This window comes from Bradyrhizobium sp. 613_E4_N2_2 (genome assembly GCF_052075995.1).
Lineage (GTDB): Bacteria > Pseudomonadota > Alphaproteobacteria > Rhizobiales > Xanthobacteraceae > Bradyrhizobium > Bradyrhizobium barranii.
Genome location: NZ_CP197234.1, coordinates 612,639 through 634,718, shown reverse-complemented (window position 1 = coordinate 634,718; position 22,080 = coordinate 612,639). Strand labels below are relative to the sequence as shown.

Sequence of the window (22,080 nt, the reverse complement as noted above, 5' to 3'; positions counted from 1 at the left end):
TTCGCTGGCAATGGATGCTGGCGGGTGGGGAACGCGTCTTTGTTGAACGCGACGGTCGACGGACATCGGCAGGGTTCAAGCCGCTCTTGCGCGCGGTGCGCATGAGAGATGTGAACCGCTGTCATCAGGTCACTCCGAGCAATCAGTAATGCGTGCAACCTTTAGGGCTGGAATTAAAGGCAGGACATGAGAAACGGTCAGAACAAGCAGCGGATGCGCAACCGCAATAACAATAATAATAACAACAACAACAACCGGCGCGGCCAGAACCCGATGACCCGGGTTTACGAATCGAACGGACCCGACATCAAGATCCGCGGCACGGCTTCGCACATCGCCGAAAAATATCTTCAGCTCGCGCGCGATGCGCGCTCTTCCGGCGACCCGGTCGCCGCCGAGAACTACTACCAGCACGCCGAGCATTATTTCCGCCTGATCGCGGCAGCCCAGGAACAGTTCCGCCAGAACCAGCAGCCGCGCGGCGACGAGCCCGTCAGCAACAGCGGCGACGACAGCGAGGACGACGGCGAGAATTTCTCGAATTTCGGCCAGGAGCCGGGCTTCGTCCCGCAGCCGCCGCAGCAGCAACAGCCCTTCATGCGCGACCGCGACGGCCAGCGCGATCACCAGCGTGATCATCAGCCGCGTGACGGCCAGCAGCCCTATCAGCGCGACAACCAGCAGCCCCGCGAACATCGCGAACGCGACCATCGTGCGCAGCCGCAATATCAGCCGCAGCCGCTGCCGCTGAACCAGCCGCAGCCCGTCGTTGCCGACGCCGGCAGCGTCGATCGCCTGCCCTCCTTCATCACCGGCGCACAGCCGCAAGCGAATAGTGCCGCGAATGGCGGTCAGGGCGGCCTGGAAGGCGGCGGTGGCGGCGAACGCTTTCCGCGGCGGCGCCGCCGGCCGCATGGCCCGCGCCCCGAGCGCGAGGCGGCTCCGGCCGGCTCCAGCGACGAAGTCGCCTCCGGCGAGTAAGCTTGTTCCGATATTCTAATCTGCAATCGTCCCGGCCTCGCGTCGGGACGATTTGTTTTCAAGTGCGCGTCACCGTCGAGGACGGCACCAGCACCGGCTTCAACGAGGGAATCAGCCGCGCGCGCTCGCGCTTGGCGGGGATCGCGCGATAGACCTGCTTGGTCGCCTCGACAATGTGCACGCCGGCAAAGGGCAGCGACAGCGCCGCGCCCGCGCGCTCCCACACCTGCGCCGATTTCAGCACCCAGCCGCCGGCATAGGGCGGCATGAACAGCGCCTCGCCCCAGGCGGTTGGCGTGAACCAGGTCTGGCGCAACAGGTCGGTGATCTGCGAGCGCGAATAGGGCCGGCCGTGACCGAACGGCGTGCTGTCGGTACGGGTCCATACCCCGCGCCGGTTCGGGATCACCGCGATCACGCGGCCGGAGGGCGACAGCACCCGCCACACCTCGCGCAAGAGCGCGGCCGGATCGTCCGACATCTCCAGCGCATGAATCAGCAGGATCCGGTCGACCGCGGCGTCAGGAAGCGGCAGCGAGAATTCATCGACCAGCGAGGCCAGCGCCGGCCGGCCCGTCGGCCATTTCAAGACACCCTGCGCCGACGGCATGAAGGCGATGCAGCGCTCCGCGTCCTCGCGGAACAGGCCGAGATAGGGCGTGGGATAGCCGATGCCGAGCACACGCTGGCCCGCGGCGGTCGGCCAGCGCTCCCTGATGCCGCGATTGATCATTTGCCGCGCCACAATCCCGAGGCGACGGGAGTAGAACTCGCGGAGGTCGACGACATCAATGGTCATGACGGCAATGTAACATGCACGAGGCGGCTCCCGCGCCCGGAATATTGCATTGCCTGCGCAACGTTAACGCCATATTTGTCTGCGGGGCTGAGCGCGATGGAGATGACATGGCCGCCGAAATTCGTACTTTCACCTGTTTAAACGACAATTTCGGTTATCTGATCCACGATGTGGAAACCAAGGCGACGGCGTCGATCGACGCGCCGGAGGCCGGCCCCATCCTGAAGGCGCTTGAGCGCGAGGGCTGGCAGCTCACCGACATCCTGATCACCCATCATCATGGCGATCATGTCGGCGGGGTCGCAGAACTCAAGCAGAAATACAATTGCCGCGTCGTCGCGCCGCATGACAAGACGACTGAGATCGCCAACGTCGACCTGCGCGTCGCCAATGCAGACATCGTCAAGGTCGGCAGCTTGCTGGGGCGCGTACTGGAGACGCCCGGCCACACGCTCGACCACATCTCCTACGTGTTCGACAATGAGAAGACGCTGTTCGCGGCCGACACGCTGTTCTCGATCGGCTGCGGCCGCGTGTTCGAAGGCGACTACCCGATGATGTGGGACTCGCTTCTGAAACTGCGGGCGCTGCCTGACGACTTCAAGCTCTATTGCGGGCACGAATACACCGCGTCCAACGTCAAGTTCGCACTCACCATCGACCCCGACAATGTGGCGCTCCAGGCACGCGCGGCGGAAGTGGCGAAGCTGCGGGCCGAGAACAAGCCGACCATTCCTTCACTACTTGGTGACGAGAAGCGAGCAAACGTGTTCCTGCGTGCTGATGAACCGTCGGTCGCAACCAGGCTACACATGAAGGGCGCGGACGCTGCCGCGGTGTTTGGCGAACTGCGCGAGCGCAAGAACAAGTCCTGAAGAAGAAATCCTGACGGGGATCGATGCCGACCGCAGCCGAGATCATCGCACGCCTCGAACTCCGCCCGCATCCCGAAGGCGGCCACTACCGCGAGACGTTTCGCGATCAGACCACTGATACCAACGGCCGGTCGCGCTCGACCCTCATTTATTTCCTGCTCGCGCGCGGCGAACGCTCGCATTGGCATCGCATCGACGCCGTGGAGATCTGGCACTACTACGCCGGCAGCCCGCTGACGCTGCGCATCGCGCATGAAGGCTGCTCGCAACACGAGGTGCGGCTCGGCACGGACCTTGTGAGCGGCGAGCGGCCGCAGGGGATCGTGCCGGCGAATGCCTGGCAGATGGCGGAGAGCATGGGAGAGTGGACGCTGGTCGGTTGCACCGTAGCGCCCGCATTCGAGTTCGCAAAATTCGAGCTCGCGCCGAAGGGCTGGGAGCCGTAAGGCGCACTGTCATTCCCTGGCGCCGCGTGGCGGCGAACCCGGCAACAACTGTCACCGCTTCCGCAGCACCATATCCTTCGCCGCGATCAGGCCGCCGCCGGCGATCAGGATCGCGGCGATGGCGATGTTGGCGCTGGCTTTTGCAAAACCGGCGGCGATGAGGAATCCGGTCGAGAGCAGCGGCGTCGCATAGGATGCGGCGCCGAGCACGCGGATGTCGCCGCGCTTCATGCCGATGTCCCAGGCGTAGAACGCGGCGCCGACGGGGCCGATGCCGAGAGCGGCCACGGAGAGCCATTGCAGCGGCGTCTCCGGCCACACCGTGGTTTCAAGCAGACCATGCATCAGCGCCGCAAGCGCCGCGGTGGCAAGGCAGAAGCCCGCGACCGCATCGGTCGGCACCGCCTTCAATCGCCGCGACAGCACCGAATAGGTCGCCCAGACGAACGCCGCGATGAACGCCGCGATCAATCCCGGCAGCTGGCCCGGCGCGAAGCCGGAGGTGCTCCCGGCGAACAGCAGCACGGTGCCGACCAGGCCGAGCACGGCGCCAATGATGTGATGCACCGCAAGCCGCTCGCCCGGCAGGAACGACGAGAACAGCACGATCAGGAGCGGCCACATGTAATTCAAAAGACCGGCTTCGGCCGGCGGCGCAAAGCGCAGCGCCAGGAAATACAGTGCGTGATAGCCGAACAGGCCACCGACGCCGACGACCCATACGACCAGCGGCTGACGCAAGCTCCTCGCCGCATCGCCGCGGCCGACCCAGGTGAGGAGGCCGACGAGACCGCCGATCGCGAACGTCATGGCGGCGAGCTGGAACGCCGGAATCTTTCCGGTCGCCACCGTCATCACGGAAAGCAGCGACCACATCAGGATCGCGGTCAATCCGATCAGTGTGGCTGTGCGCGGGGTCATCAATCGAAAGGCCCTGAGGACGATGATGCCCGGCACGAGGCCGGGCATTTCGTCTTCACTATCGCCTTGTCGCGCCTGAATCTACAGGCTTGACGCCCTATCAGGCGTGATACTGGCCGCCATTGATGGTCAGCGTCGAGCCGGTGATGAAGCCGGCCTCGTCGGCGGCGAGGAACACCACGGCGCGCGCGATCTCCTCGGGTTCGCCGAGACGATTGACCGGGATCTGCGGGATCACGTTCTTTTCCAGCACGTCCTTCGGCACCGCCTGCACCATCTCGGTGTTGATGTAGCCCGGTGCGATCGCGTTGACGGTAATGCCGCCCTTGGCGTTCTCGATCGCGAGCGCCTTGGTGAAGCCGATGTCGCCGGCCTTTGCTGCGGAATAGTTGACCTGGCCGAATTGCCCCTTCTGGCCGTTGATCGACGAGATCGAGATGACGCGGCCGAACTTGCGCGCACGCATGCCTTCGATCACCTGGCGCGTCATGTTGAACAGCGAGCCGAGATTGGTGTTGATCACGGCGTTCCACTGCTCGAGCGTCATCTTGTGGAAGGCGGTGTCCCGGGTGATGCCGGCATTGTTGACGAGCACGTCGACGGGGCCGAGCTCGGCCTCGACCTTCTTCACGCCTTCGGCGCAAGCATCGAAATTGCTGACGTCCCATTTGTAGACGGCGATGCCGGTCTCGGCCTTGAACTTCTCCGCCGCCACATCGTTGCCGGCATAGCTTGCCGCGACCTTGTAGCCGGCCGCCTTCAGCGCCTTGCTGATCGCAGCTCCGATGCCCCGCGTACCACCCGTCACCAGTGCAACACGTGCCATATCGTATTCCTTCCCTTGGACTCTGCGGACGTTTCTGAGTGATCGTTTTAGATGCGGATTATGCGGTTGGTTTGACGGACATCAAGAACAAAACGCCCGGCATCGAGCCGGGCGTTTGTATTTAGTCGAGGCTGGCGCTGTTGCGAAGAATATTTGATTTGCAACCGCCGCCTTTTTAGTCGCGTGCGATGCACTCATCTATGTGTGCAGCGCACGCGCAAGTGACACGTAAGCTAGATGTCAGCTTCAGTCGCGCGCCAGGCACATCGCGATACCCATGCCGCCGCCGATGCACAGCGTGGCGAGGCCCTTCTTCGAATCGCGCTTCTGCATTTCGTGCAGCAGCGTCACCAGCACGCGTGCGCCGGAAGCGCCGACCGGATGGCCGATCGCGATCGCACCGCCGTTGACGTTGACCTTCGAGGTGTCCCAGCCGAGATCCTTGTTGACGGCACAGGCCTGCGCCGCGAAAGCCTCGTTGGCCTCGATCAGGTCGAGATCGCCGACGCTCCAGCCGGCCTTCTTCAGCGCGGCGCGCGAGGCCGGGATCGGGCCCGAGCCCATGATCTTCGGATCGACGCCGGCCTGCGCCCAGGACACGATGCGCGCGATCGGCTTCTTGCCTTCCTTGGCGGCCTGCTTCGCCGTCATCAGCACAACGGCAGCGGCGCCGTCGTTGATGCCGGAGGCCGAACCCGCGGTGACCGTGCCTTCCTTCTCGAAGGCGGGCTTGAGCTTCGCCATCCCGTCGAGCGTTGCGCCATGACGCGGATATTCGTCGGCGCTGACGACGATGTCGCCCTTGCGGGTCTTGATGGTGACGGGAACGATCTCGTCGTTGAACTTGCCGGCCTTCTGCGCCGCCTCGGCCTTCTGCTGCGAGTGGACCGCGAACTCGTCCTGCTGGGCGCGGGTAATCTGCCACTGGCGCGCGACGTTCTCGGCCGTATTCCCCATGTGATAGCCGTTGAAGGCATCCCACAGGCCGTCCTTGATCATGGTGTCGACGAACTCGACCGGGCCCATCTTGACGCCGCCGCGCAGATACTGGGCGTGCGGAGCCATGCTCATGGATTCCTGGCCGCCGGCGACCACGATCTCGGAATCGCCGTTGAGCAGCGCCTGGTAGCCCAACGCGACGGTGCGCAGGCCCGAGCCGCAAAGCTGGTTGACGCCCCAGGCCGGGCTCTCCACCGGAATGCCGGCGGCAATCGAGGCCTGGCGGGCCGGGTTCTGACCCTGAGCCGCGGTCAGGATCTGACCCATGATGACTTCGGAGACCCGGCCAGGCTCGATGCCACCACGCTCCAGCGCGGCCTTGATGGCGATGGCGCCGAGGTCATGGGCGGGAAGGGTCGCGAACGCTCCGTTGAAGCTTCCGACCGGGGTGCGGGCGGCGCTGACGATGACGACATCGTCTGACATGGGCATCTCCTGGTGTTGAAAGGGGGCAGGCGGGGCTGGGGAAACGGCTCGCCAGTCTCGAATGGCATCCTGTTAACGTCGTTGAGGCATGTCAATCGGCCGGCGACCGAATTCATGCCGCAACGCATTCAAAATAGCGTTCTTGGCGCTTTCGCAAGCACGTTTTTGCTGCCCGATTAACCGTGGCGCACAAAACGGTAGCGTGACCCCTTTGAAAATGCTTATTTTGTTGCGTTGCGTACTCTTCCCGCCCTGCGGCATTATCCGCCGGGTTCCCGTTCTCCGCGCTTGCAAGTGAGAGCCCATGGCGAAATCAGACCAACCCACCACCATCAAGAAATACGCGAACCGCCGGCTCTATAACACCGGAACGAGCACCTACGTGACGCTCGAAGACCTCGCCGCCATGGTCAAGGACGGAGAGGATTTCCTGGTCTACGACGCCAAGACCGGCGACGACATCACCCGCTCCGTGCTCGCCCAGATCATCTTCGAGCAGGAGAACAAGGCCGGCCAGAACCTGCTGCCGACCACCTTCCTGCGCCAGCTCATCCGCTTCTACGGCGACAGCATGCAGATGGTGGTGCCGAAATATCTGGAGCAGTCGATCGCGACGCTGACCCAGGAGCAGGAGAAGTTCCGCAAGCAGATCGCCAACTCGCTCTCCGGCACTCCTTTTGCTCCGTTGGAAGAACAGGTCCGCCGCAACATGGAGCTGTTCCAGCAGACCTTCTCGATGTTCAAGCCGTTTGCCCCCAACGCGGGCCGTCCGGCGACCAGCCCCGAACCGGAGGCCGACGCAAGCGCTGCGGCGCCGACGGACACCAGCAACATCGACGACCTGCGTCAGCAGATGAAGGACATGCAGGAACGCCTCGAGCGGATGTCGAAGAAGGACGAGTAGGGATTTCGTTCGCGCCGGCGCGTCCACCTGCGGCGGGCGCGCGGGCCGCCGGTTCATAGCAGCGCGACTTGCGCGCTGTCGTCCCGGCTAGGCCGGAGCCGCCATGTCCGACCGCAGCACCCACTGGGACAACGTCTACGCCACCAAGGGCGAGGCCGAGGTAAGCTGGTTTCAGGACAGCCCGGCGATCTCGCTCGAGATGATCCGTTCGGCCTGTCCTGACCATGGCGCCGCCATCATCGACATCGGCGGCGGTGCTTCGCGGCTGGTGGACGCTCTCCTGCGGGACGGATACCGCGACCTCGCCGTGCTGGATCTCTCCGCCAACGCGCTTGAAGCGGCGAAGAAACGAATCGGCGGGGCGGCCTCAGCAGTCGACTGGATCGTTGCCGACGCCACGACATGGCGGCCGGGGCACAGCTACAACCTCTGGCACGATCGCGCGGCATTTCACTTCCTGACCGATCCGCGCGACAGGGCCGCTTACGTCGAGCGCCTGCGGTCGGCGATTACGCCCGGCGGCCACGTCATCATCGCGACATTTGCGCCTGATGGCCCGGAGAAATGCAGCGGCCTGCCGGTGCAGCGGCACGATAGCGCGAGCCTTGCTGCGGAGCTTGGGCCGGAGTTCGAGCTGATCGAGACGCGGAGCGAGACGCATCACACGCCGTGGAAGTCGACCCAGGCGTTTCAGTTCAGCCGGTTTAAGCGACGCGGCTAGGACGAAGGAAAGTGCGGCGCCCTACGCCGCCAGCTTCACCGCATGCGCAAAGTCCCAATAGAGCTTGCGCGCTTTAGTGTAGAGCGGGCCCGGCTTCAGCTCGCGATCGTCGATGCGGATGACGGGGGCGACCTTGGCGAAATTGCCGGTCGAGAAAATCTCGTCGGCAGCGAGGAAGTCGGCATAGCGCAGCGTCTTCTCGACCACGGTAACGCCGTCGCCGCGCAGCAGGCTGATGACGCGCTGGCGCGTGATGCCGTTCAGGAACGTGCCGTTCGGGACCGGCGTGTAGACCACGCCGTCCTTGGCCATGAACACGTTGGAATTGCCGAACTCCGCGACATTGCCGAGCATGTCGAGCATCAGCGCGTTCTGGAAGCCGCGCCCGGCGGCTTCCGCGAGCGCGCGCGAATTGTTCGGATAGAGACAGGCGGCCTTGGCCTCGACCGGCGCGCATTCGGCGGTGGGCCTGCGGAACGGCGACAGCGTGATAGCGTTGCCGACGGGTTTCGGCATCGGCGCCTCGTAGATGCACAGGCACCAATTGGTCGTCTCGGGGTCGAACAGCACGCCGCCGCCCGAACCGTTCTGCGCCCAGTACATCGGGCGGACGTACAGCTCAGCATTCGCGGCGAAGCGCGCGATGCCTTCGTGTGCGAGCGAAAGCCAGGTGCCGGTGTCGACCACCGGCTTCAGACCAAAATTGATCGCGGATTGGTTGGCGCGGGCGACGTGACGGTCGAGGTCGGGCGCGACGCCCTCGAACGCGCGCGCACCGTCGAACACGACCGAGCTGAGCCAGGCGGCATGCGTGCGCGGGCCCATGATCGGCACGTTGCCGTCGTGCCACTTGCCCTCGAAGAAGGTCCAGCTCGGCGAATATTCGATCGGTTTCTTGATCTCGGCCATGACCGGCCTCCCTTGGACATACCCGGGCACTATTGTCCCAATGTCTAAATGATTCCCTGCTGGGATATGGTGCGTTACCCTCTCCGACGAGGGGAGAAGGATCCATGCCGCTTGATCCGCTTGCAAGGCGTTTGTTGACCATGATGGCTGCGGCCGCCCCGCAGGGGCGGAGCCGGCCGAGCGTGGAGGCACGGCGGCAGTCGCTGGCCAAGCTGATGCAGTTTGCGCGCACTGATGCGCCGGATGTGACCACCGCCGACGGCACGCTTCCGGGTCCCGGCGGAGAGCTGCCCTATCGCCTTTATTCGCCCGCATCAGCCGGCGACCACGCGCCGGGCTTCGTGTTCTTTCATGGCGGCGGGCTCGTGGCCGGCAGCATTGCGACGCATGACCGCATCGCGGCGGCGCTGGCGCATGTAACCGGCTGTCGCCTCGTCTCGGTCGATTACCGGCTCGCGCCTGAGTACAAATTTCCTGCCGCCGTCATTGATGCGATCGCGGCCACGGAGTGGGTCGCGCGGCAAGCTTCGTCGCTGGGCATCGACGCCGAACGGCTGGTGGTCGGCGGCGATTCCGCCGGCGCCACGCTCGCTGCGATCGTGTGCCAGGAAGCGATGCAGACCACCGGCCTCTCGATCGTCGCGCAATGCCTGATCTGCCCGGTGCTGGATTTCGAGGAGACCTCGCCTTCGCGCGAGGCATTCGCCGAAGGCCATCTGATCGATCGCGCCACCATCGAAGCCGATCTCGCGGATTATCTGCCTGATGGCATCGACACCGCCGACCCCCGTATCTCGCCCTTGCGCGCGATGCGGCTTGCAGGCCTGCCGACCGCGATCATCCACACCGCCGAATTCGATCCGATGCGCGATGAGGGCAATGCCTATGCGCGCAAGCTGCTCGCCGCGGGCGTCGCGGTCGAGCACGTCTGCCATGATGGCATGGTCCACAATTTCCATGCCATGGGCGCGATCCTGCCGCAGGCGCAGCTCGTGCTGTCGCAGATCGGCGAACAGGTTCGGCGGGCGGTGGAGAAATGAGGCGCTTTCTTACCCTCTCCCCCTGTGGGAGAGGGTGGATCGCCGCGTAGCGGCGCTTCGCGCCACCTTCTCCACAAGGGGAGAAGGGAAGAAGGCATCACGCGCGCGCGCCGAGCACGGCCCGCGCCGCCACGACGTATTCCAGCCAATGCGCATCCGCATAGCGTTCGGCCTGCCGTGCGCAGGTGACGTCAGGGGCATGGGCGGCGGCAATCGTGCGCGCGAATCGCTCTTCGGCGACCGTCACGTCACCGGGCTCGGCCGACGGTACGCTAGCCGCCGCCGCGGTCGGAGCGACAGCGAGGCCCGCCAGACCAGTGAGCAGGATGCGGCGTGACGTGTTCATGGCTGTGTCCTTCCAATGTCCGGCCCGCACTCCGGCCGGCGCGTGTGTCAGTGCGATCACGGCAGGGTAGCCGCGCACATCCGTGCCGTCCATCGCTTACGGATACCGCTTGACCCCACGAGCGATCACGTTCCATCCAACAACGGTTCCGTCATCAAATCGCCACGCGTCGGATTGTCACGTGTCCCATCACGGCCCATCGCATCGCCAGGCTTCGCGCGCGCTGTCGCGATGGGACTGCTTTGTCTGGCGATCTCGGCAGGCACTGCCTTCGCTGCCGACGATGAGGACGACGCGCCGGCAAAGCCCGATGTCCCCAACATCTACCTCGATCTTCGCACGATCTATGCGACGATCCACCCGCCGGCACGCTCGGGCTCGGCTTCGGCAACACATCATTGTCGGCCGCATTCGAAGCGCTGGCGGTACGCAGAGGCACGACGCTGCCGAGCGGCTTGCCGGCGGCATCCGCAAGCGCGTGATGAGCGCGCAGGTCTTTGCCGACAAGGTTCAGTTCGGCCTCACCGTGAGCATCGGCATGGCGGAAGCCACCGTCAGCATTTCCGGCATCGACGCGCTGATGGGCGCGGCCGATCATGCGCTCTACCAGGCCAAGGCCGAAGGCCGCAATCGCTGCATCGCCTGGGCGCCCCCGCCGCCTGCAGGCAAGGCGGCGGAGTGATCGAAGGACGCAGCGTCTACTCCGGCACCGGCACGTCGAACGTGTTGAGGGTGACCGAGACCATGCAGTAGACGCCGACGAGATAGGACAGTTCGGCCGCGCCGTGCTCGCCGAACTCCTTCACCGCGGCGCGCCAGGTCAATTCCGGCAGCACGCCGCCGCTGACCAATGCGGACGCCACGTCGTAGGCGACGGCCTCCTGCTTGGTGAGATCGACCGGCCGCTGGCCCGCGACGATGGTCGCGAGCTTCTCGTCGGAGAGGCCGCGCTGCTCGGCAACGAGCACATGAGCATAGAGCTCGTAACCGGAGCGGAAATGCGAACCGGTGACGAGGATCGCGACCTCGCGCACCGGGGCCGGCAGCAGCGGGTTCGATGCGATTGCCTTGACCAGCTCCCACACCGGCTTGCCGAAACGCGGCTCGCGGATCCAGGGATTCCACGGCCCCAGCAGCGCGCCGTCGTCGCGCATGTTCACGAAGCCCTTGAAGTGGTCCTTGATGCCGGCTCGCATGTCGTCATAGAGGGGCTTCTGTTCGTCGGTCAGATCTTTCGGATCGAGAATGGGAAGGCGCACGGCGGGGATCTCCTCGTTGAGAAGAGGCGAAGCTCACCCGCGTGTGCGTGCAAGGCAAGTGAAGTTGCCGTGACGGTCGTGCCATTTTGGAAGTGGCAGGGAAACGTCGGCTAGGATGCCTCGGGGCTTGGTACGATCTGCGGATTTGCGACGTCGTCGACATCGAGCGTCAGTGGCTCGCCCGTCGTGAGGAACGACGACAGGGCCGCCTCGAACGGCGCAGGATCGAGGCCGCGCCCCTTCAGCCATTCGGGCTCGTAATAGGTCTGCCGGTAGCGCTCGCCGGAATCGCAGATCAGCGTCACCAGCGACCCTGATACGTTCGCCTGTCGCATCTCCGAGGCGAGGCGGCACAGTGCCAGGAAGTTGGTGCCGGTGGAGCCGCCGACCGCGCGGCGCAGCCGGCGCGACAGCACGTTCATCGCCGCGATCGTTGCCGCATCCGGGATCTTCATCATGCGGTCGACCACGCCGGGGACGAAGGAGGGTTCGCAGCGTGGCCGGCCGACGCCCTCGATCAACGATGGGCGTTCGCAAACGTGAGAGCGGTCCTGCGTGCGGAAGCAATCGAAGAAGGCGGAATGCTCGACATCGGCGACGCACAGCCGTGTCGGATACTGGCGATAGCGCAAGTACCGCCCGATGGTGGCCGAGGTGCCGCCGGTGCCGGCGCCCATCACGATCCAGTCCGGGATCGGCCGCGGCTCGCCCGCCAATTGCGTGAAGATCGATTCGGCGATGTTGTTGTTGCCACGCCAGTCGGTGGCGCGCTCGGCGAAGGTGAACTGGTCCATGTAGTGGCCGTTCAGCCGCGTAGCGAGCGCGGCGGCTTCCGCGTAGAGCGCGCGGCCGTCGTCGATCAGGTGGCAGTTGCCGCCATAATGCTCGATCGCGGCGATCTTCTCCGCCGAGGTCGTGCGCGGCATCACGGTGTAGAAGGGCACGCCGATCATCTGCGCGAAATAGGCTTCCGACACCGCCGTCGATCCCGACGAGGCCTCGACCACGGGCGTGCCTTCGCGGATGTGGCCGTTGCAGAGCGCGTAGAGGAACAGCGAGCGCGCAAGGCGGTGCTTCAGGCTGCCGGTCGGATGCGTGGACTCATCCTTCAGATAGATATCGATGCCTGATAGCGCCGGCACGATCAGCCGGATCAGATGCGTGTCCGCCGTGCGGCACTGGTCGGCCTCGATCGCGGCGACGGCCTCGTCCACCCAACCGCGCCGATAGGCCGGCCCGGCCGGATTGAGGTGGCGGAAGGGAAATGTCTGCATCGCCTGAACCTCCCATGATGCGGATCGCGCATCAAGTGCACTGGATTTTGTTTTGACGCGTTTTATGACGCGAACCGGTTTCCACTTCGCTGGAAAACGCTATGGCTCAAAACTCCAGCGGTGCGTTGTCGACGACCTCCTTCATCACGAAGAAGGTGCGGGTCTGGCGCACGCCGGGCAGTGCGATCAGCTGTTCGCCGTGGATGCGGTTGAAATCCTCCATGTCGCCGACGCGGATCTTGAGGAAATAGTCGAAGTCGCCGGCGACGAGGTGGCAGTCGAGCACGCATTTCAGCCTGGTGATCGCCTGCTCGAAGGTGGCAAAACTCTCCGGGGTCGAGCGGTCGAGCACGACGCCGACCATCACCAGCGTGCCCTTCGCCACCTTCTTCGGCGCGACCATGGCGCGGACCGCGGCGATGAAGCCGTCCTCGAACAGGCGCTGGGTGCGGCGATGGCAGGTGGCGGGGCTGATGGCGACGGTTTCGGCCAGCTCGGCGTTACTCAGCCGGCCGTTATTTTGCAGCAATCTCAACATCTTGAGGTCAGTGCGGTCGAGTCGGGCGGCCATGGAAGAAGCTCTCGGTCTTTGGCTCTAATCTGGAAGAAAGTAGATCTATTGGACGCTAGGCTGCAAGCTTTGCGACAGTTGCTGCGCAATATTTGAAAGCACATTTGCCCACGGCAGTGCTAGGCGCTTTAGCCAATTCAACGCCAATCGGGATGACCCAATGATGCTGGACAAATTCGCGCGCTATCCGCTGACCTTCGGCCCGACGCCCATCGAGAAGCTGGAGCGGCTGTCGAAGCATCTCGGCGGCAATGTCGAGATCTATGCCAAGCGCGAGGACTGCAATTCCGGCCTCGCCTATGGCGGCAACAAGCTGCGCAAGCTCGAATACATCATCCCGGACGCGATCGCCTCGAACGCGGACACGCTGGTCTCGATCGGTGGCGTGCAGTCCAACCACACCCGCATGATCGCCGCCGTCGCCGCCAAGATCGGCATGAAGTGCCGCCTGGTGCAGGAAGCCTGGGTCCCGCACGAGGACGCCGTCTACGACCGCGTCGGCAACATCATGCTGTCGCGCATCATGGGCGCCGACGTGCGCCTGGTGGACGACGGCTTCGACATCGGCATCCGCAAGAGCTGGGAGCAGGCGATCGAGGAGGTGAAGGCGGGGGGCGGCAAGCCCTACGCGATTCCCGCCGGCGCATCCGTGCACAAATTCGGCGGGCTCGGCTATGTCGGCTTCGCCGAGGAAGTGCGCAAGCAGGAAGCCGAGCTCGGCTTCAAGTTCGACTACATCGTGGTCTGCACCGTCACCGGCTCGACCCATGCCGGCATGCTGGTCGGCTTTGCGGCGGATGGCCGTGCGCGAAAGGTGATCGGCATCGACGCGTCGTTCACGCCGGCGCAGACGAAAGCGCAGGTGCTCTCGATCGCGCAGAACACCGCAAAGCTCGTCGAGCTCGGCAAGGACATCGTCGAAGACGACGTCGTGCTGATCGAGGACTACGCCTATCCCGCCTATGGCGTGCCGTCGGAAGAGACCAAGGAAGCGATCCGCCTCACCGCACGGTTAGAGGCGATGATCACCGACCCTGTCTATGAGGGCAAATCGATGCAAGGCCTGATCGACCTGACCCAAAAGGGCCATTTCGAGAAGGGCGCAAAGATTCTCTACGCCCATCTCGGCGGCGCGCCGGCGCTCAACGGCTACGGTTACGCATTCCGGAACGGCTGAGGCAGCGCCGTACCTCGCGCCTCCACTCGCTGTCGTCCCGGGCAAGCGTAAGCGCAGACCCGGGACCCATAACCCCAGGGAGATGTTTGGCGAAGAACGTCTCCCCACGTGCCCCAAGATAAATCACGCGGTATGGATCCCGGATCTGCGCTCCGCTTCGCTGCGCTTGTCCGGGATGACGAGAAGCCCTACCGCGCCTTGACGATCTGGAGCAGCTCGTCGCCGTAATGCTCGAGCTTCTTGTCGCCGATGCCGGGCACGTTGCGGAGCTCGTCCAGCGTCGTCGGCCACGCCCGGACGATGCCGTCGATAGTGGCATCGTGCAGCACGACATAGGCCGGCACGCCGCGTTCGCGCGCGATGTCCGAACGCCAGGACCTCAGCCGCGCCCGCAATTCGGGATCGACATCACCCTGCGGCGCGTTGGCCGCAGGCGCGAGGTCACCACGGCGGGATTTTGTCCGGCTCGCGCGAACACGCGTGCCTGGCGCTTCCTCGCGCAGCCAGACTTCGGTCTCGCCGCGTAGCACACCGCGCGCGCTCTCCGTCAGCTTCAGCGCGCCGAACGCCTCGCTGTCGCTGTACAAATGCCCCATCGCCACCAGCTGCCGCAGCACAGTGCGCCACTGCTTCTCGTTCAGCTCGCGCCCGATGCCGAACACGGACAATTTGTCGTGGCCGAACTGCGTCACCTTTTCGGTGAGGCGGCCAATCAGGACGTCGATCAGCTGCATCGCACCGAAACGCTGCCCGGTGCGATAGGCGCAGGACAGCAGCTTCTGCGCCAGCACCTTGCCGTCGCGCATCTTGGGCGGCGTCAGGCAGTTGTCGCAATTGCCGCAATTGTTCGCCGACTCGGCCTCGCCGAAATAGGCGAGCAGCCGCTTGCGCCGGCACTGCGCAGTCTCGGCGAGGCCGACCAGTGCGTCGAGCTTGCCGATCGACACCCGCTTGAAATCGTCAGAACCGCTGGACTCGTCGATCATGCGGCGCTGCTGCACGATGTCGGAGAGACCATAGGCCATCCAGGCCGCCGACGGCTTGCCGTCGCGACCGGCGCGCCCCGTCTCCTGATAATAGGCCTCGATGCTCTTCGGCAGATCGAGATGGGCGACGAAGCGGACGTCGGGCTTGTCGATGCCCATGCCGAAGGCGATGGTCGCGACGATGACGATGCCGTCCTCGTTGAGGAACCGGTCCTGGTTGCGCGAGCGTATGCTGCTGTCGAGCCCGGCGTGATAGGGCAGCGCCGCAATGCTGGCGTCGTCGAGCGCGGCGGCAACCTCCTCGACGCGATTGCGCGACAAGCAATAGACCACGCCGGCGTCGCCCGCATGCCGCTCCCGGATGAATTCTTTCAGCTGCGACACTGCGTTGCGCTTGTCGACGATCTCGTAGCGGATATTCGGGCGGTCGAAGCTGGAGACGAATTGCGGGCTGTCGGCGAGCCGGAGGCGCTCGACGATCTCCTTGCGCGTCAGATCGTCGGCGGTCGCGGTCAGCGCGATGCGCGGAACGTTCGGAAAACGTTCGGCGATGATGGAGAGGCCGACATATTCGGGGCGGAAGTCATGGCCCCATTGCGAGACGCAATGCGCCTCGTCGATCGCGAACAGCGCGACCTTCGCCTGCGCCAGCAGCGCCAGGCAGCGCGGCGTCACCAGGCGTTCCGGCGCGACATAGAGCAGGTCGAGATCGCCCGCGATCAGGCGGCGCTCGATGTCGGAAGCTTCCTGCAGCGTCAGCGACGAGTTCAGCGCCGCGGCGTTGACCCCGGCCTCGAGCAGGCCGGCGACCTGGTCGCGCATCAGCGCGATCAGCGGCGACACCACGATACCGCAACCTTCGCGCAGCAGTGACGGCAGTTGATAGCACAGCGACTTGCCGCCGCCGGTCGGCATCAAGACCAGGCAATTGCCGCCATCCGTGACGTGCCGGATGATCTCGCCCTGCGCGCCGCGGAACCCCGGCAAGCCGAACACCGAATGCAGCACCGACAGCGCGTCGCGGCCGTTGGCCGGCGCAGGCAGCGGGGCGGTGGAGGGAGCGGACATGGGTGTGTCGGTGCAAGGCCGTAGGATTCGTCACAAGGCCAGTCGCATGACCGCGCGGGCATGGCAAGACTGTTTGGATGGCAGGCAGGACTCTTCCCCTCTCCCCTTGCGGGAGAGGGTGGATCGCCGCGTAGCGGCGAGACGGGTGAGGGGTATCTATCCACGGATTCGGTAAAGCTTGCTCGGTGGAGACATACCCCTCATCCGGCGCCATAGCCGAAGCTTTGCTTCGGCGTTCCTAGGAACGGCGGCCGAAGGCCGCCTATGCCACCTTCTCCCACAAGGGGAGAAGGAAGAAGAAGCTACGCCCCGATCCGTCGCAGCGCTTCCGCGACCGTCACGATCGGCATGTCGCGCTTCCCGGCCGCCTCCAGCGCATGGCGCATCAGGTGCGGCGTGCAGCCGTAGGGGCTTGGCGCGTCGGCGACGTCGTGGCCGTAGAAGATCAGCCATCCGCCGCTTGTCACCGCCTCGTCGAAATAGCGATCGACGCCCGCAAGATCGATCTCGCGATCGACCAGAGGCGAGGCGCGCAGGAACTGGAGGTCGATGACGTCGCGATTGACGCCGGGAAGGATGCCACGCGCGGAGCGAAAGGCCTTTGCAAGCTGCGGCTTGCGCCAGACCGAGGCGATTCCATAGGGGTAGGCGAAGTTCTCCAGCACGATCGAGGAATCGATGCCGTGGAAATGGCTGCGGTTACGCTCGATCTCGCGCGCCATGGCGGCCTCGTCGAGATCGGCCGAGCTCTGGTGCGAAAAGGTATGGCAGGCAATCTCGTGACCGGCCAGGTGAAGCCGCACGATCGCGTCGTTCGACAGGCCGTGCCAATGATCCGACGGACGATCGATCAGGCTGCCGGCGAGGTAATAGGTGCCGCGGCCGCCATGCCCCTCGAGAAGCTCGGCGCCCTCGCCTGCAGCGCTATCGGGCGCGTCGTCAAACGTAAAGCTCACCATCGGCGCATGCGCAGGCAGCCGGTGCGGCGCGGCACGAAAATGCCGGGCCAGCCGATTGCTCACGCGTCCCTGGAGTGCCGACCACACGACTGCGTTTCCTGCGATTCCCTTGTTTCTCTACTGAAACATTCGTGCACTGGTAGAGGCAAGCCTAACGCCCGGGTAATCCTAATGCGGAACCAACGCCCTTCGTCTAGCGTGCCAGGACCGAAATATCGGCTTCCGCACCGAGATATTGCAGCCAGTTGCGGAAAAGCGCCGCCGCGGCGCTGCCAGCGGCGATATCGGCGCGCAGATTCAGCGCAGGCAGTTCGTTGGTGAGCGCGGGGTGGCGCTGTTGGGTCGCCTTCTTCTCGAACCGGGCGAGCTTCTCTTCGGTCGCTGCGTCAAAATAACTCACGGGCAGGTGCGGATAAGCCTCGCGCTCGCGCGCGAGATAGCGGCCGATATCGCGCAGATATTCGCGCTGAAGCGATAGCGCATCGTATTCCGGGTGGCCCTGGAAGAACACGAAGCGGCTGGCATATTGCCTGACGAAGATATCGACGCCGGCCTTTGCCGAACGCGTCAGCACCTGGTAGCCGGCCTGCGTGAGGTCGCTCTCGGCGATCTCGTTCAGGCGGGAATGCGAGACCTTGAGGGGCGCAGGCGCAGCGCGCGTCAGCGCATCGTTCGTCGCAGCTTCGCAGTCGAAAATGCCGTGACATTTGGCCGGGAGCCGCCGCCTCACGATGCCGTCGAGATGCAGCACCGCCGCATGCGCGGCGAGGCACGACCAGATCGTCGAGCGCGTGTTGACCTTGGCCCAGTCGATCAGCTCGGTGAGGTCGCGCCAATACGGCTCCTGGTCGAGCTCGGGCGCGACCGGCTCGGCGCCGGTCACGATCAGCCCGTCGAACTTGTGGCGCCTGAGCTCGCTGAGTTCCGAATATTCGCTCTCGACATGCCACTTCGCCTCGGGCGACCGCTTCACCGAGGGCAGCGAGAAACAATGGAAACGGATGCGGCGCGGACCTGCGGCCGCCTGGAGCAGCCGCATGAACTGCCGCTCGGTCGCCTTCAGCGCCGGATCCGGCATGTTGTTGATCAGACCGATCGTGAGATCGGCGAAACCTTGGTCGCGCGCGAAATCGCCTTCGGCCGGCACCAGCGCCGGGCTCGATATACCTTGATCCCTGTCGATCAAGATCGTCATCGGCGCCGTCGCCTACTCCGCGGCCTGGAGGCGTGCCGACGGGCAGGCCTTCTCGAGCGCCTGGTCGATGTCCTCGATGATATCTGCGGAATGCTCGATGCCGATCGAGAGGCGGATCGTCTCCGGCAGCACGCCGGCGACGCGCTGCTGCTCCGCCGACATCTGCCGGTGGGTGGTCGAGGCCGGATGGCACGCCAGCGACTTGGCATCGCCGATATTGACCAGGCGCGTGATCAGCTTCAGCGCATCGTAGAAGGTCTTGCCTGCTTCCATGCCGCCCTTGATGCCGAAGGTGAACAGCGAGGAGGCGTTACCGTCCAGATATTTCTGCACCAGCGGATAGTACGGGCTGTCCGGAAAGCCGGTGTAGTTGACCCAGGCAACGCGCGAGTCCTTGCGCAGGAATTCGGCGACCTTGCGGGCGTTCTCGACATGGCGCTCCATGCGCAGCGCGACGGTCTCGATGCCCTGGAGCAGCAGGAAGGCGTTGAACGGCGACAGCACCGAGCCCATGGTGCGCTGATAGATACTCCGCGCGCGCTCGATATAGGCGGTCTTGCCGAAGCGCTCGGCATAGACGAGGCCGTGATAGGAGGCGTCAGGCTTGTTGTAGCCGGGGAAGCGGTCGGCGTGCTTCGCCCAGGGGAAGTTTCCGGAATCGACGATGGCCCCGCCCAGCGTGGTGCCGTGGCCGCCCAGAAACTTGGTCAGCGAATGCACGGCGATGTCGGCGCCGTAGTCGAACGGCTTGAGCAGGATCGGGGTCGCGACGGTGTTGTCCACGATCAGCGGCACGCCGTGCGCATGCGCGATCTTGGCGAGAGCCTCGATGTCGCAGACATTGCCGGCGGGATTGCCGATGGTCTCGGCGAACACGGCGCGCGTGTTCTCGTCGATCAGTTTTGCGATCGCATCCGGCTTGTCGCTCTCGGCGAAGCGGCCGGTGATGCCCTGCCGCGGCAGGATGTGCGAGAGCAGCGTGTGCGTGGTGCCGTAGAGCTGCGGCACGGAAACGATGTTGCCGCCGTGATCGGCGACGTTGACGAAGGCGAAATGCAGCGCAGCCTGGCCGGTCGCGACCGCGAGCGCGCCGACGCCGCCTTCGAGCTGGGCGATACGCTTCTCCAGCACCGCGCTGGTCGGATTGGCGATGCGGCTGTAGCGAAAACCTTCGGCCTCGAGATTGAAGAGCGCGGCGCCGTGATCGGCGCTGTCGAAGGCATAGGCGGCGGTCTGGTAGATCGGCACCGCAACTGCGTGCGTGGTGGCTTCGGGCTCGTAGCCGGCGTGAATAGCGATCGTCTCGTTGCGCATCGTGCCACCTCCGCGTGGAGCGGGCCGCACTTATTGGCCTGTATGAGGCATGTGCGTTGTCCGCCGCTCCTCTGTTAGAGGTGGGTGGTAAAGCGGACAATAATTCGCCTAGAGATCGAGGAAGTAACCCTAACGATTGTTGGTGAATTGGCTAAAACTTGAATCGAATTGGATTAATGAATTGCTGCGAGTCAACGCGGCAGTGACGGTGCTTCCCTTCTCCCCTTGCGGGAGAAGGTGGCGCGAAGCGCCGGATGAGGGGTATCTATCCATACGGCTAAATGCTCGCCTGTGGGGAGAGACCCCTCACCCGTCTCGCCGCTTTGCCATAGCCGATGCAAAGCATCGGCGTTCTAAGGACGGCGGCCGAAGGCCGCCTATGCCACCCTCTCCCACAAGAAGGGGAGAGGGTGAGAGTACTCCCTACTCCATCGTCTCCCAGAGCCGGTGAGCGAGCACACCGGCACGCTTCTCGATCGCGGCCGCCGCATCGAGCGCGAGGTCCTCGCGATAGCGGCCGGCGATCAGCTGCACGCCGATCGGCTTGCCGTCATGCAAGGTCACCGGCACCACCGCGCCGGGCAAGCCCAGCACGTTGATGGCGGAGATGAAGCGGATCTCGCCCCAGAAGATTTCCTTCACGCGATCGGCGCTGACGGTGTCGTCGCGCGGTCCCGGCGTCGGCTTCACCGTGGTCGGCGCCAGCACGACCGGATACTCTTCGAAGAACAATTGCCAGGCGCGGATATGGCCGTTGCGTGCGGCCGTCGCCTGCATCCAGGCCTTGAGATCGAGCACATTGGCCTTGGTCTTCATGCCGCCCCAGGCCTTGTGGAAGTCCTCGGACGTCACCTTCAACATACCGGCCTCCTGCATCACCACGGTCTCGTTGGTGATGATGTCGCACCAGGTCTGCCAGACCCCGTCGATGTCGGGGACATCGACCTCGGTCACGCGATAGCCGGAACGCTCCAGGTGATCGGCGGCCTGACGCAGCGCCGCGCGGACGGATGGATCGACGTCCATATCCTCCGGAATCCTGGCCAGTGCGACCTTGATCGGTCCCTTCGGCTTCGGCCCGGCCAGCGGCGCCGGCACCCACCAGGGATCGCGCGGATCGCGCTGGCTCATCACATCGAGCGCGAGGCGGACGTCGCCGACGTGACGGGCGAGCGGGCCCTGCGCCGACATCAGATGCGCCAGCATCGGCCGCTCGGCCGTGGCGCTTCCGTTGAAGGCGGGGATGCGCCCCTGCGTCGGCTTGATGGTGGCGACGCCATTGCAATGCGCCGGCCAGCGCAGCGAGCCGCCGATGTCGTTGCCATGGGCGATGGTGCCGATGCCGGCGGCGACCGCCGAGCCCGCTCCGCCCGAGGAACCGCCGCAGGTGATGTTCGGATCCCAGGGGTTCAGCGTCAGCCCGTGTAGCGGATTGTCGGTGAAGCCGCGGAAGGAGAATTCCGGCGTGTTGGTGAGGCCGATGACGATCGCGCCGGCTTTCTTGAGATTGCGCACCACGGGCGAGTCCGACGGCGCGACAAAATCCTTGTTGGCGGGCACGCCGTTGAAATTCGGCCGGCCTTCGTAGTCGACATTCTCCTTGATCGTGATGGGCACGCCGTGCAGCAGGCCGAGCGCGCCGCCCCTGGCGCGCTGCTTGTCGGCCGCATGCGCAGCCTTCAGCGCTTCCTCGCTGAGATCGACGACAACCGCGTTCAGCCGCGGATTGACGGCGCGCATCCGTTCGAGATGCACTTCGACGGTCTCGACCGCGGAGATCGCGCCGTTGCGGATCGCGGCTGCGGTGTCGACCGCGGACCATTGCCAGACCGGACCTTTCGGACGGCGTGCCGTGGCCGCCTTACGCGGTGCCGGCTTCTTGACCGTCTTCTTGACCGCCTTCGCAACGGCCATCTTGCGGGCGGTGCTCGTCTTGACCGAGGTCTTCGTTACTTTCCTTGCAACACTTTTCTTCTTCGTCGCCGTCTTCTTCGCCACGCCGCATCTCCAAAAAATTGCGCGGCGGAGGTTATGGAGATCACGCGAGCGTGTACAGGCGCGTTTCTGCATGGCGCGTCGCCGCG

22 protein-coding genes are annotated in these 22,080 nt (G+C 64.8%); 8 read left to right on the top strand and 14 right to left on the bottom strand.

All coding sequences use genetic code 11. The annotated features are described in order from the left end of the window. The first annotated feature begins 186 nt into the window (after positions 1-186). Positions 187-981, top strand: coding sequence for a DUF4167 domain-containing protein (locus tag AB7290_RS02960; RefSeq protein ID WP_085403612.1), 795 nt, complete (start codon positions 187-189; stop codon positions 979-981). 58 nt (positions 982-1,039) lie between these two features. On the opposite strand, the gene AB7290_RS02955 is transcribed toward AB7290_RS02960, so the two are convergent. Next, complete coding sequence (locus tag AB7290_RS02955) at positions 1,040-1,780, bottom strand: class I SAM-dependent methyltransferase (protein WP_014490441.1); 741 nt, start codon at positions 1,778-1,780, stop codon at positions 1,040-1,042. 107 nt (positions 1,781-1,887) lie between these two features. Between AB7290_RS02955 and gloB the strand changes: the two genes are divergently transcribed. Further along, positions 1,888-2,655: a hydroxyacylglutathione hydrolase gene (gloB, locus tag AB7290_RS02950; RefSeq protein ID WP_085403613.1), complete on the top strand. Its 768-nt coding sequence runs from the start codon at positions 1,888-1,890 to the stop codon at positions 2,653-2,655. A gap of 23 nt (positions 2,656-2,678) precedes the next feature. Then, the gene (locus AB7290_RS02945) at positions 2,679-3,101 is read left to right on the top strand and encodes a cupin domain-containing protein (protein ID WP_014490443.1); all 423 of its coding nucleotides are present in this window, start codon (positions 2,679-2,681) and stop codon (positions 3,099-3,101) included. Between the two features lie 51 nt (positions 3,102-3,152). Here the strand turns inward: AB7290_RS02945 and yddG are convergent, their stop codons facing one another. The 3 genes from yddG to AB7290_RS02930 form a co-directional block, all read right to left on the bottom strand. Then, the gene (yddG, locus tag AB7290_RS02940) at positions 3,153-4,022 is read right to left on the bottom strand and encodes an aromatic amino acid exporter YddG (RefSeq protein WP_085403701.1); all 870 of its coding nucleotides are present in this window, start codon (positions 4,020-4,022) and stop codon (positions 3,153-3,155) included. 100 nt (positions 4,023-4,122) lie between these two features. Then, a complete protein-coding gene (gene phbB / locus AB7290_RS02935) occupies positions 4,123-4,848 on the bottom strand; it encodes an acetoacetyl-CoA reductase (RefSeq protein WP_085403614.1) in 726 nt (241 codons plus the stop codon). A 246-nt stretch (positions 4,849-5,094) separates the two neighbouring features. Further along, positions 5,095-6,273: an acetyl-CoA C-acetyltransferase gene (locus tag AB7290_RS02930; protein WP_063986017.1), complete on the bottom strand. Its 1,179-nt coding sequence runs from the start codon at positions 6,271-6,273 to the stop codon at positions 5,095-5,097. Positions 6,274-6,577: 304 nt separating this feature from the next. Between AB7290_RS02930 and phaR the strand changes: the two genes are divergently transcribed. Next, the gene (gene phaR / locus AB7290_RS02925) at positions 6,578-7,177 is read left to right on the top strand and encodes a polyhydroxyalkanoate synthesis repressor PhaR (RefSeq protein WP_071908507.1); all 600 of its coding nucleotides are present in this window, start codon (positions 6,578-6,580) and stop codon (positions 7,175-7,177) included. Positions 7,178-7,280: 103 nt separating this feature from the next. Then, on the top strand, positions 7,281-7,898 hold the full coding sequence (locus AB7290_RS02920; RefSeq protein WP_085403615.1) for a class I SAM-dependent methyltransferase: 618 nt from the start codon (positions 7,281-7,283) through the stop codon (positions 7,896-7,898). A gap of 21 nt (positions 7,899-7,919) precedes the next feature. Here the strand turns inward: AB7290_RS02920 and AB7290_RS02915 are convergent, their stop codons facing one another. Next, positions 7,920-8,807, bottom strand: coding sequence for a branched-chain amino acid aminotransferase (locus tag AB7290_RS02915; RefSeq protein WP_085403616.1), 888 nt, complete (start codon positions 8,805-8,807; stop codon positions 7,920-7,922). Positions 8,808-8,911: 104 nt separating this feature from the next. On the opposite strand from AB7290_RS02915, the gene AB7290_RS02910 reads away from it, so the two are divergent. After that, positions 8,912-9,847 carry an alpha/beta hydrolase gene (locus tag AB7290_RS02910; RefSeq protein ID WP_085403617.1) on the top strand — a complete coding sequence of 312 codons (936 nt, stop codon included), beginning with the start codon at positions 8,912-8,914 and terminating at the stop codon, positions 9,845-9,847. Positions 9,848-9,944: 97 nt separating this feature from the next. On the opposite strand, the gene AB7290_RS02905 is transcribed toward AB7290_RS02910, so the two are convergent. Further along, a complete protein-coding gene (locus tag AB7290_RS02905) occupies positions 9,945-10,193 on the bottom strand; it encodes a hypothetical protein (RefSeq protein WP_071916977.1) in 249 nt (82 codons plus the stop codon). Between the two features lie 481 nt (positions 10,194-10,674). Between AB7290_RS02905 and AB7290_RS02900 the strand changes: the two genes are divergently transcribed. Beyond that, the gene (locus tag AB7290_RS02900) at positions 10,675-10,875 is read left to right on the top strand and encodes a diguanylate cyclase domain-containing protein (protein WP_094184333.1); all 201 of its coding nucleotides are present in this window, start codon (positions 10,675-10,677) and stop codon (positions 10,873-10,875) included. Positions 10,876-10,891: 16 nt separating this feature from the next. Here the strand turns inward: AB7290_RS02900 and AB7290_RS02895 are convergent, their stop codons facing one another. The 3 genes from AB7290_RS02895 to AB7290_RS02885 all read right to left on the bottom strand — a co-directional run bounded on the left by AB7290_RS02895 (position 10,892) and on the right by AB7290_RS02885 (position 13,297). Then, on the bottom strand, positions 10,892-11,452 hold the full coding sequence (locus tag AB7290_RS02895) for a carboxymuconolactone decarboxylase family protein (protein WP_028149518.1): 561 nt from the start codon (positions 11,450-11,452) through the stop codon (positions 10,892-10,894). Positions 11,453-11,562: 110 nt separating this feature from the next. After that, positions 11,563-12,726, bottom strand: coding sequence for a PLP-dependent cysteine synthase family protein (locus tag AB7290_RS02890; protein WP_085403619.1), 1,164 nt, complete (start codon positions 12,724-12,726; stop codon positions 11,563-11,565). 106 nt (positions 12,727-12,832) lie between these two features. After that, entirely contained in the window at positions 12,833-13,297 is a 465-nt protein-coding gene (locus AB7290_RS02885; protein WP_038943290.1) for an Lrp/AsnC family transcriptional regulator, read from the bottom strand. A gap of 163 nt (positions 13,298-13,460) precedes the next feature. Here AB7290_RS02885 and AB7290_RS02880 point away from each other — a divergent pair, with 163 nt between their 5' ends. After that, entirely contained in the window at positions 13,461-14,474 is a 1,014-nt protein-coding gene (locus AB7290_RS02880) for a 1-aminocyclopropane-1-carboxylate deaminase (protein WP_085403702.1), read from the top strand. A 188-nt stretch (positions 14,475-14,662) separates the two neighbouring features. On the opposite strand, the gene recQ is transcribed toward AB7290_RS02880, so the two are convergent. The 5 genes from recQ to AB7290_RS02855 form a co-directional block, all read right to left on the bottom strand. Continuing rightward, complete coding sequence (gene recQ, locus AB7290_RS02875) at positions 14,663-16,528, bottom strand: DNA helicase RecQ (protein ID WP_085403620.1); 1,866 nt, start codon at positions 16,526-16,528, stop codon at positions 14,663-14,665. 302 nt (positions 16,529-16,830) lie between these two features. Beyond that, positions 16,831-17,574, bottom strand: coding sequence for a polysaccharide deacetylase family protein (locus AB7290_RS02870; RefSeq protein WP_085403621.1), 744 nt, complete (start codon positions 17,572-17,574; stop codon positions 16,831-16,833). Positions 17,575-17,680: 106 nt separating this feature from the next. Beyond that, complete coding sequence (gene metA / locus AB7290_RS02865) at positions 17,681-18,682, bottom strand: homoserine O-succinyltransferase MetA (protein ID WP_085403622.1); 1,002 nt, start codon at positions 18,680-18,682, stop codon at positions 17,681-17,683. Positions 18,683-18,694: 12 nt separating this feature from the next. Continuing rightward, positions 18,695-19,996, bottom strand: coding sequence for an O-acetylhomoserine aminocarboxypropyltransferase/cysteine synthase family protein (locus AB7290_RS02860; protein ID WP_085403623.1), 1,302 nt, complete (start codon positions 19,994-19,996; stop codon positions 18,695-18,697). 423 nt (positions 19,997-20,419) lie between these two features. Continuing rightward, the gene (locus AB7290_RS02855; protein ID WP_085403624.1) at positions 20,420-21,994 is read right to left on the bottom strand and encodes an amidase family protein; all 1,575 of its coding nucleotides are present in this window, start codon (positions 21,992-21,994) and stop codon (positions 20,420-20,422) included. Between the last annotated feature and the right edge of the window lie 86 nt (positions 21,995-22,080).

Coding starts and splice junctions, on each gene's coding strand:
- AB7290_RS02960 (WP_085403612.1), top strand. CDS start 187: ATGAGAAACGGTCAGAACAAGCAGCGGATGCGCAACCGCAATAACAAT.
- AB7290_RS02955 (WP_014490441.1), bottom strand. CDS start 1,780: ATGACCATTGATGTCGTCGACCTCCGCGAGTTCTACTCCCGTCGCCTC.
- gloB (WP_085403613.1), top strand. CDS start 1,888: ATGGCCGCCGAAATTCGTACTTTCACCTGTTTAAACGACAATTTCGGT.
- AB7290_RS02945 (WP_014490443.1), top strand. CDS start 2,679: ATGCCGACCGCAGCCGAGATCATCGCACGCCTCGAACTCCGCCCGCAT.
- yddG (WP_085403701.1), bottom strand. CDS start 4,022: ATGACCCCGCGCACAGCCACACTGATCGGATTGACCGCGATCCTGATG.
- phbB (WP_085403614.1), bottom strand. CDS start 4,848: ATGGCACGTGTTGCACTGGTGACGGGTGGTACGCGGGGCATCGGAGCT.
- AB7290_RS02930 (WP_063986017.1), bottom strand. CDS start 6,273: ATGTCAGACGATGTCGTCATCGTCAGCGCCGCCCGCACCCCGGTCGGA.
- phaR (WP_071908507.1), top strand. CDS start 6,578: ATGGCGAAATCAGACCAACCCACCACCATCAAGAAATACGCGAACCGC.
- AB7290_RS02920 (WP_085403615.1), top strand. CDS start 7,281: ATGTCCGACCGCAGCACCCACTGGGACAACGTCTACGCCACCAAGGGC.
- AB7290_RS02915 (WP_085403616.1), bottom strand. CDS start 8,807: ATGGCCGAGATCAAGAAACCGATCGAATATTCGCCGAGCTGGACCTTC.
- AB7290_RS02910 (WP_085403617.1), top strand. CDS start 8,912: ATGCCGCTTGATCCGCTTGCAAGGCGTTTGTTGACCATGATGGCTGCG.
- AB7290_RS02905 (WP_071916977.1), bottom strand. CDS start 10,193: ATGAACACGTCACGCCGCATCCTGCTCACTGGTCTGGCGGGCCTCGCT.
- AB7290_RS02900 (WP_094184333.1), top strand. CDS start 10,675: ATGAGCGCGCAGGTCTTTGCCGACAAGGTTCAGTTCGGCCTCACCGTG.
- AB7290_RS02890 (WP_085403619.1), bottom strand. CDS start 12,726: ATGCAGACATTTCCCTTCCGCCACCTCAATCCGGCCGGGCCGGCCTAT.
- AB7290_RS02885 (WP_038943290.1), bottom strand. CDS start 13,297: ATGGCCGCCCGACTCGACCGCACTGACCTCAAGATGTTGAGATTGCTG.
- AB7290_RS02880 (WP_085403702.1), top strand. CDS start 13,461: ATGCTGGACAAATTCGCGCGCTATCCGCTGACCTTCGGCCCGACGCCC.
- recQ (WP_085403620.1), bottom strand. CDS start 16,528: ATGTCCGCTCCCTCCACCGCCCCGCTGCCTGCGCCGGCCAACGGCCGC.
- metA (WP_085403622.1), bottom strand. CDS start 18,682: ATGACGATCTTGATCGACAGGGATCAAGGTATATCGAGCCCGGCGCTG.
- AB7290_RS02860 (WP_085403623.1), bottom strand. CDS start 19,996: ATGCGCAACGAGACGATCGCTATTCACGCCGGCTACGAGCCCGAAGCC.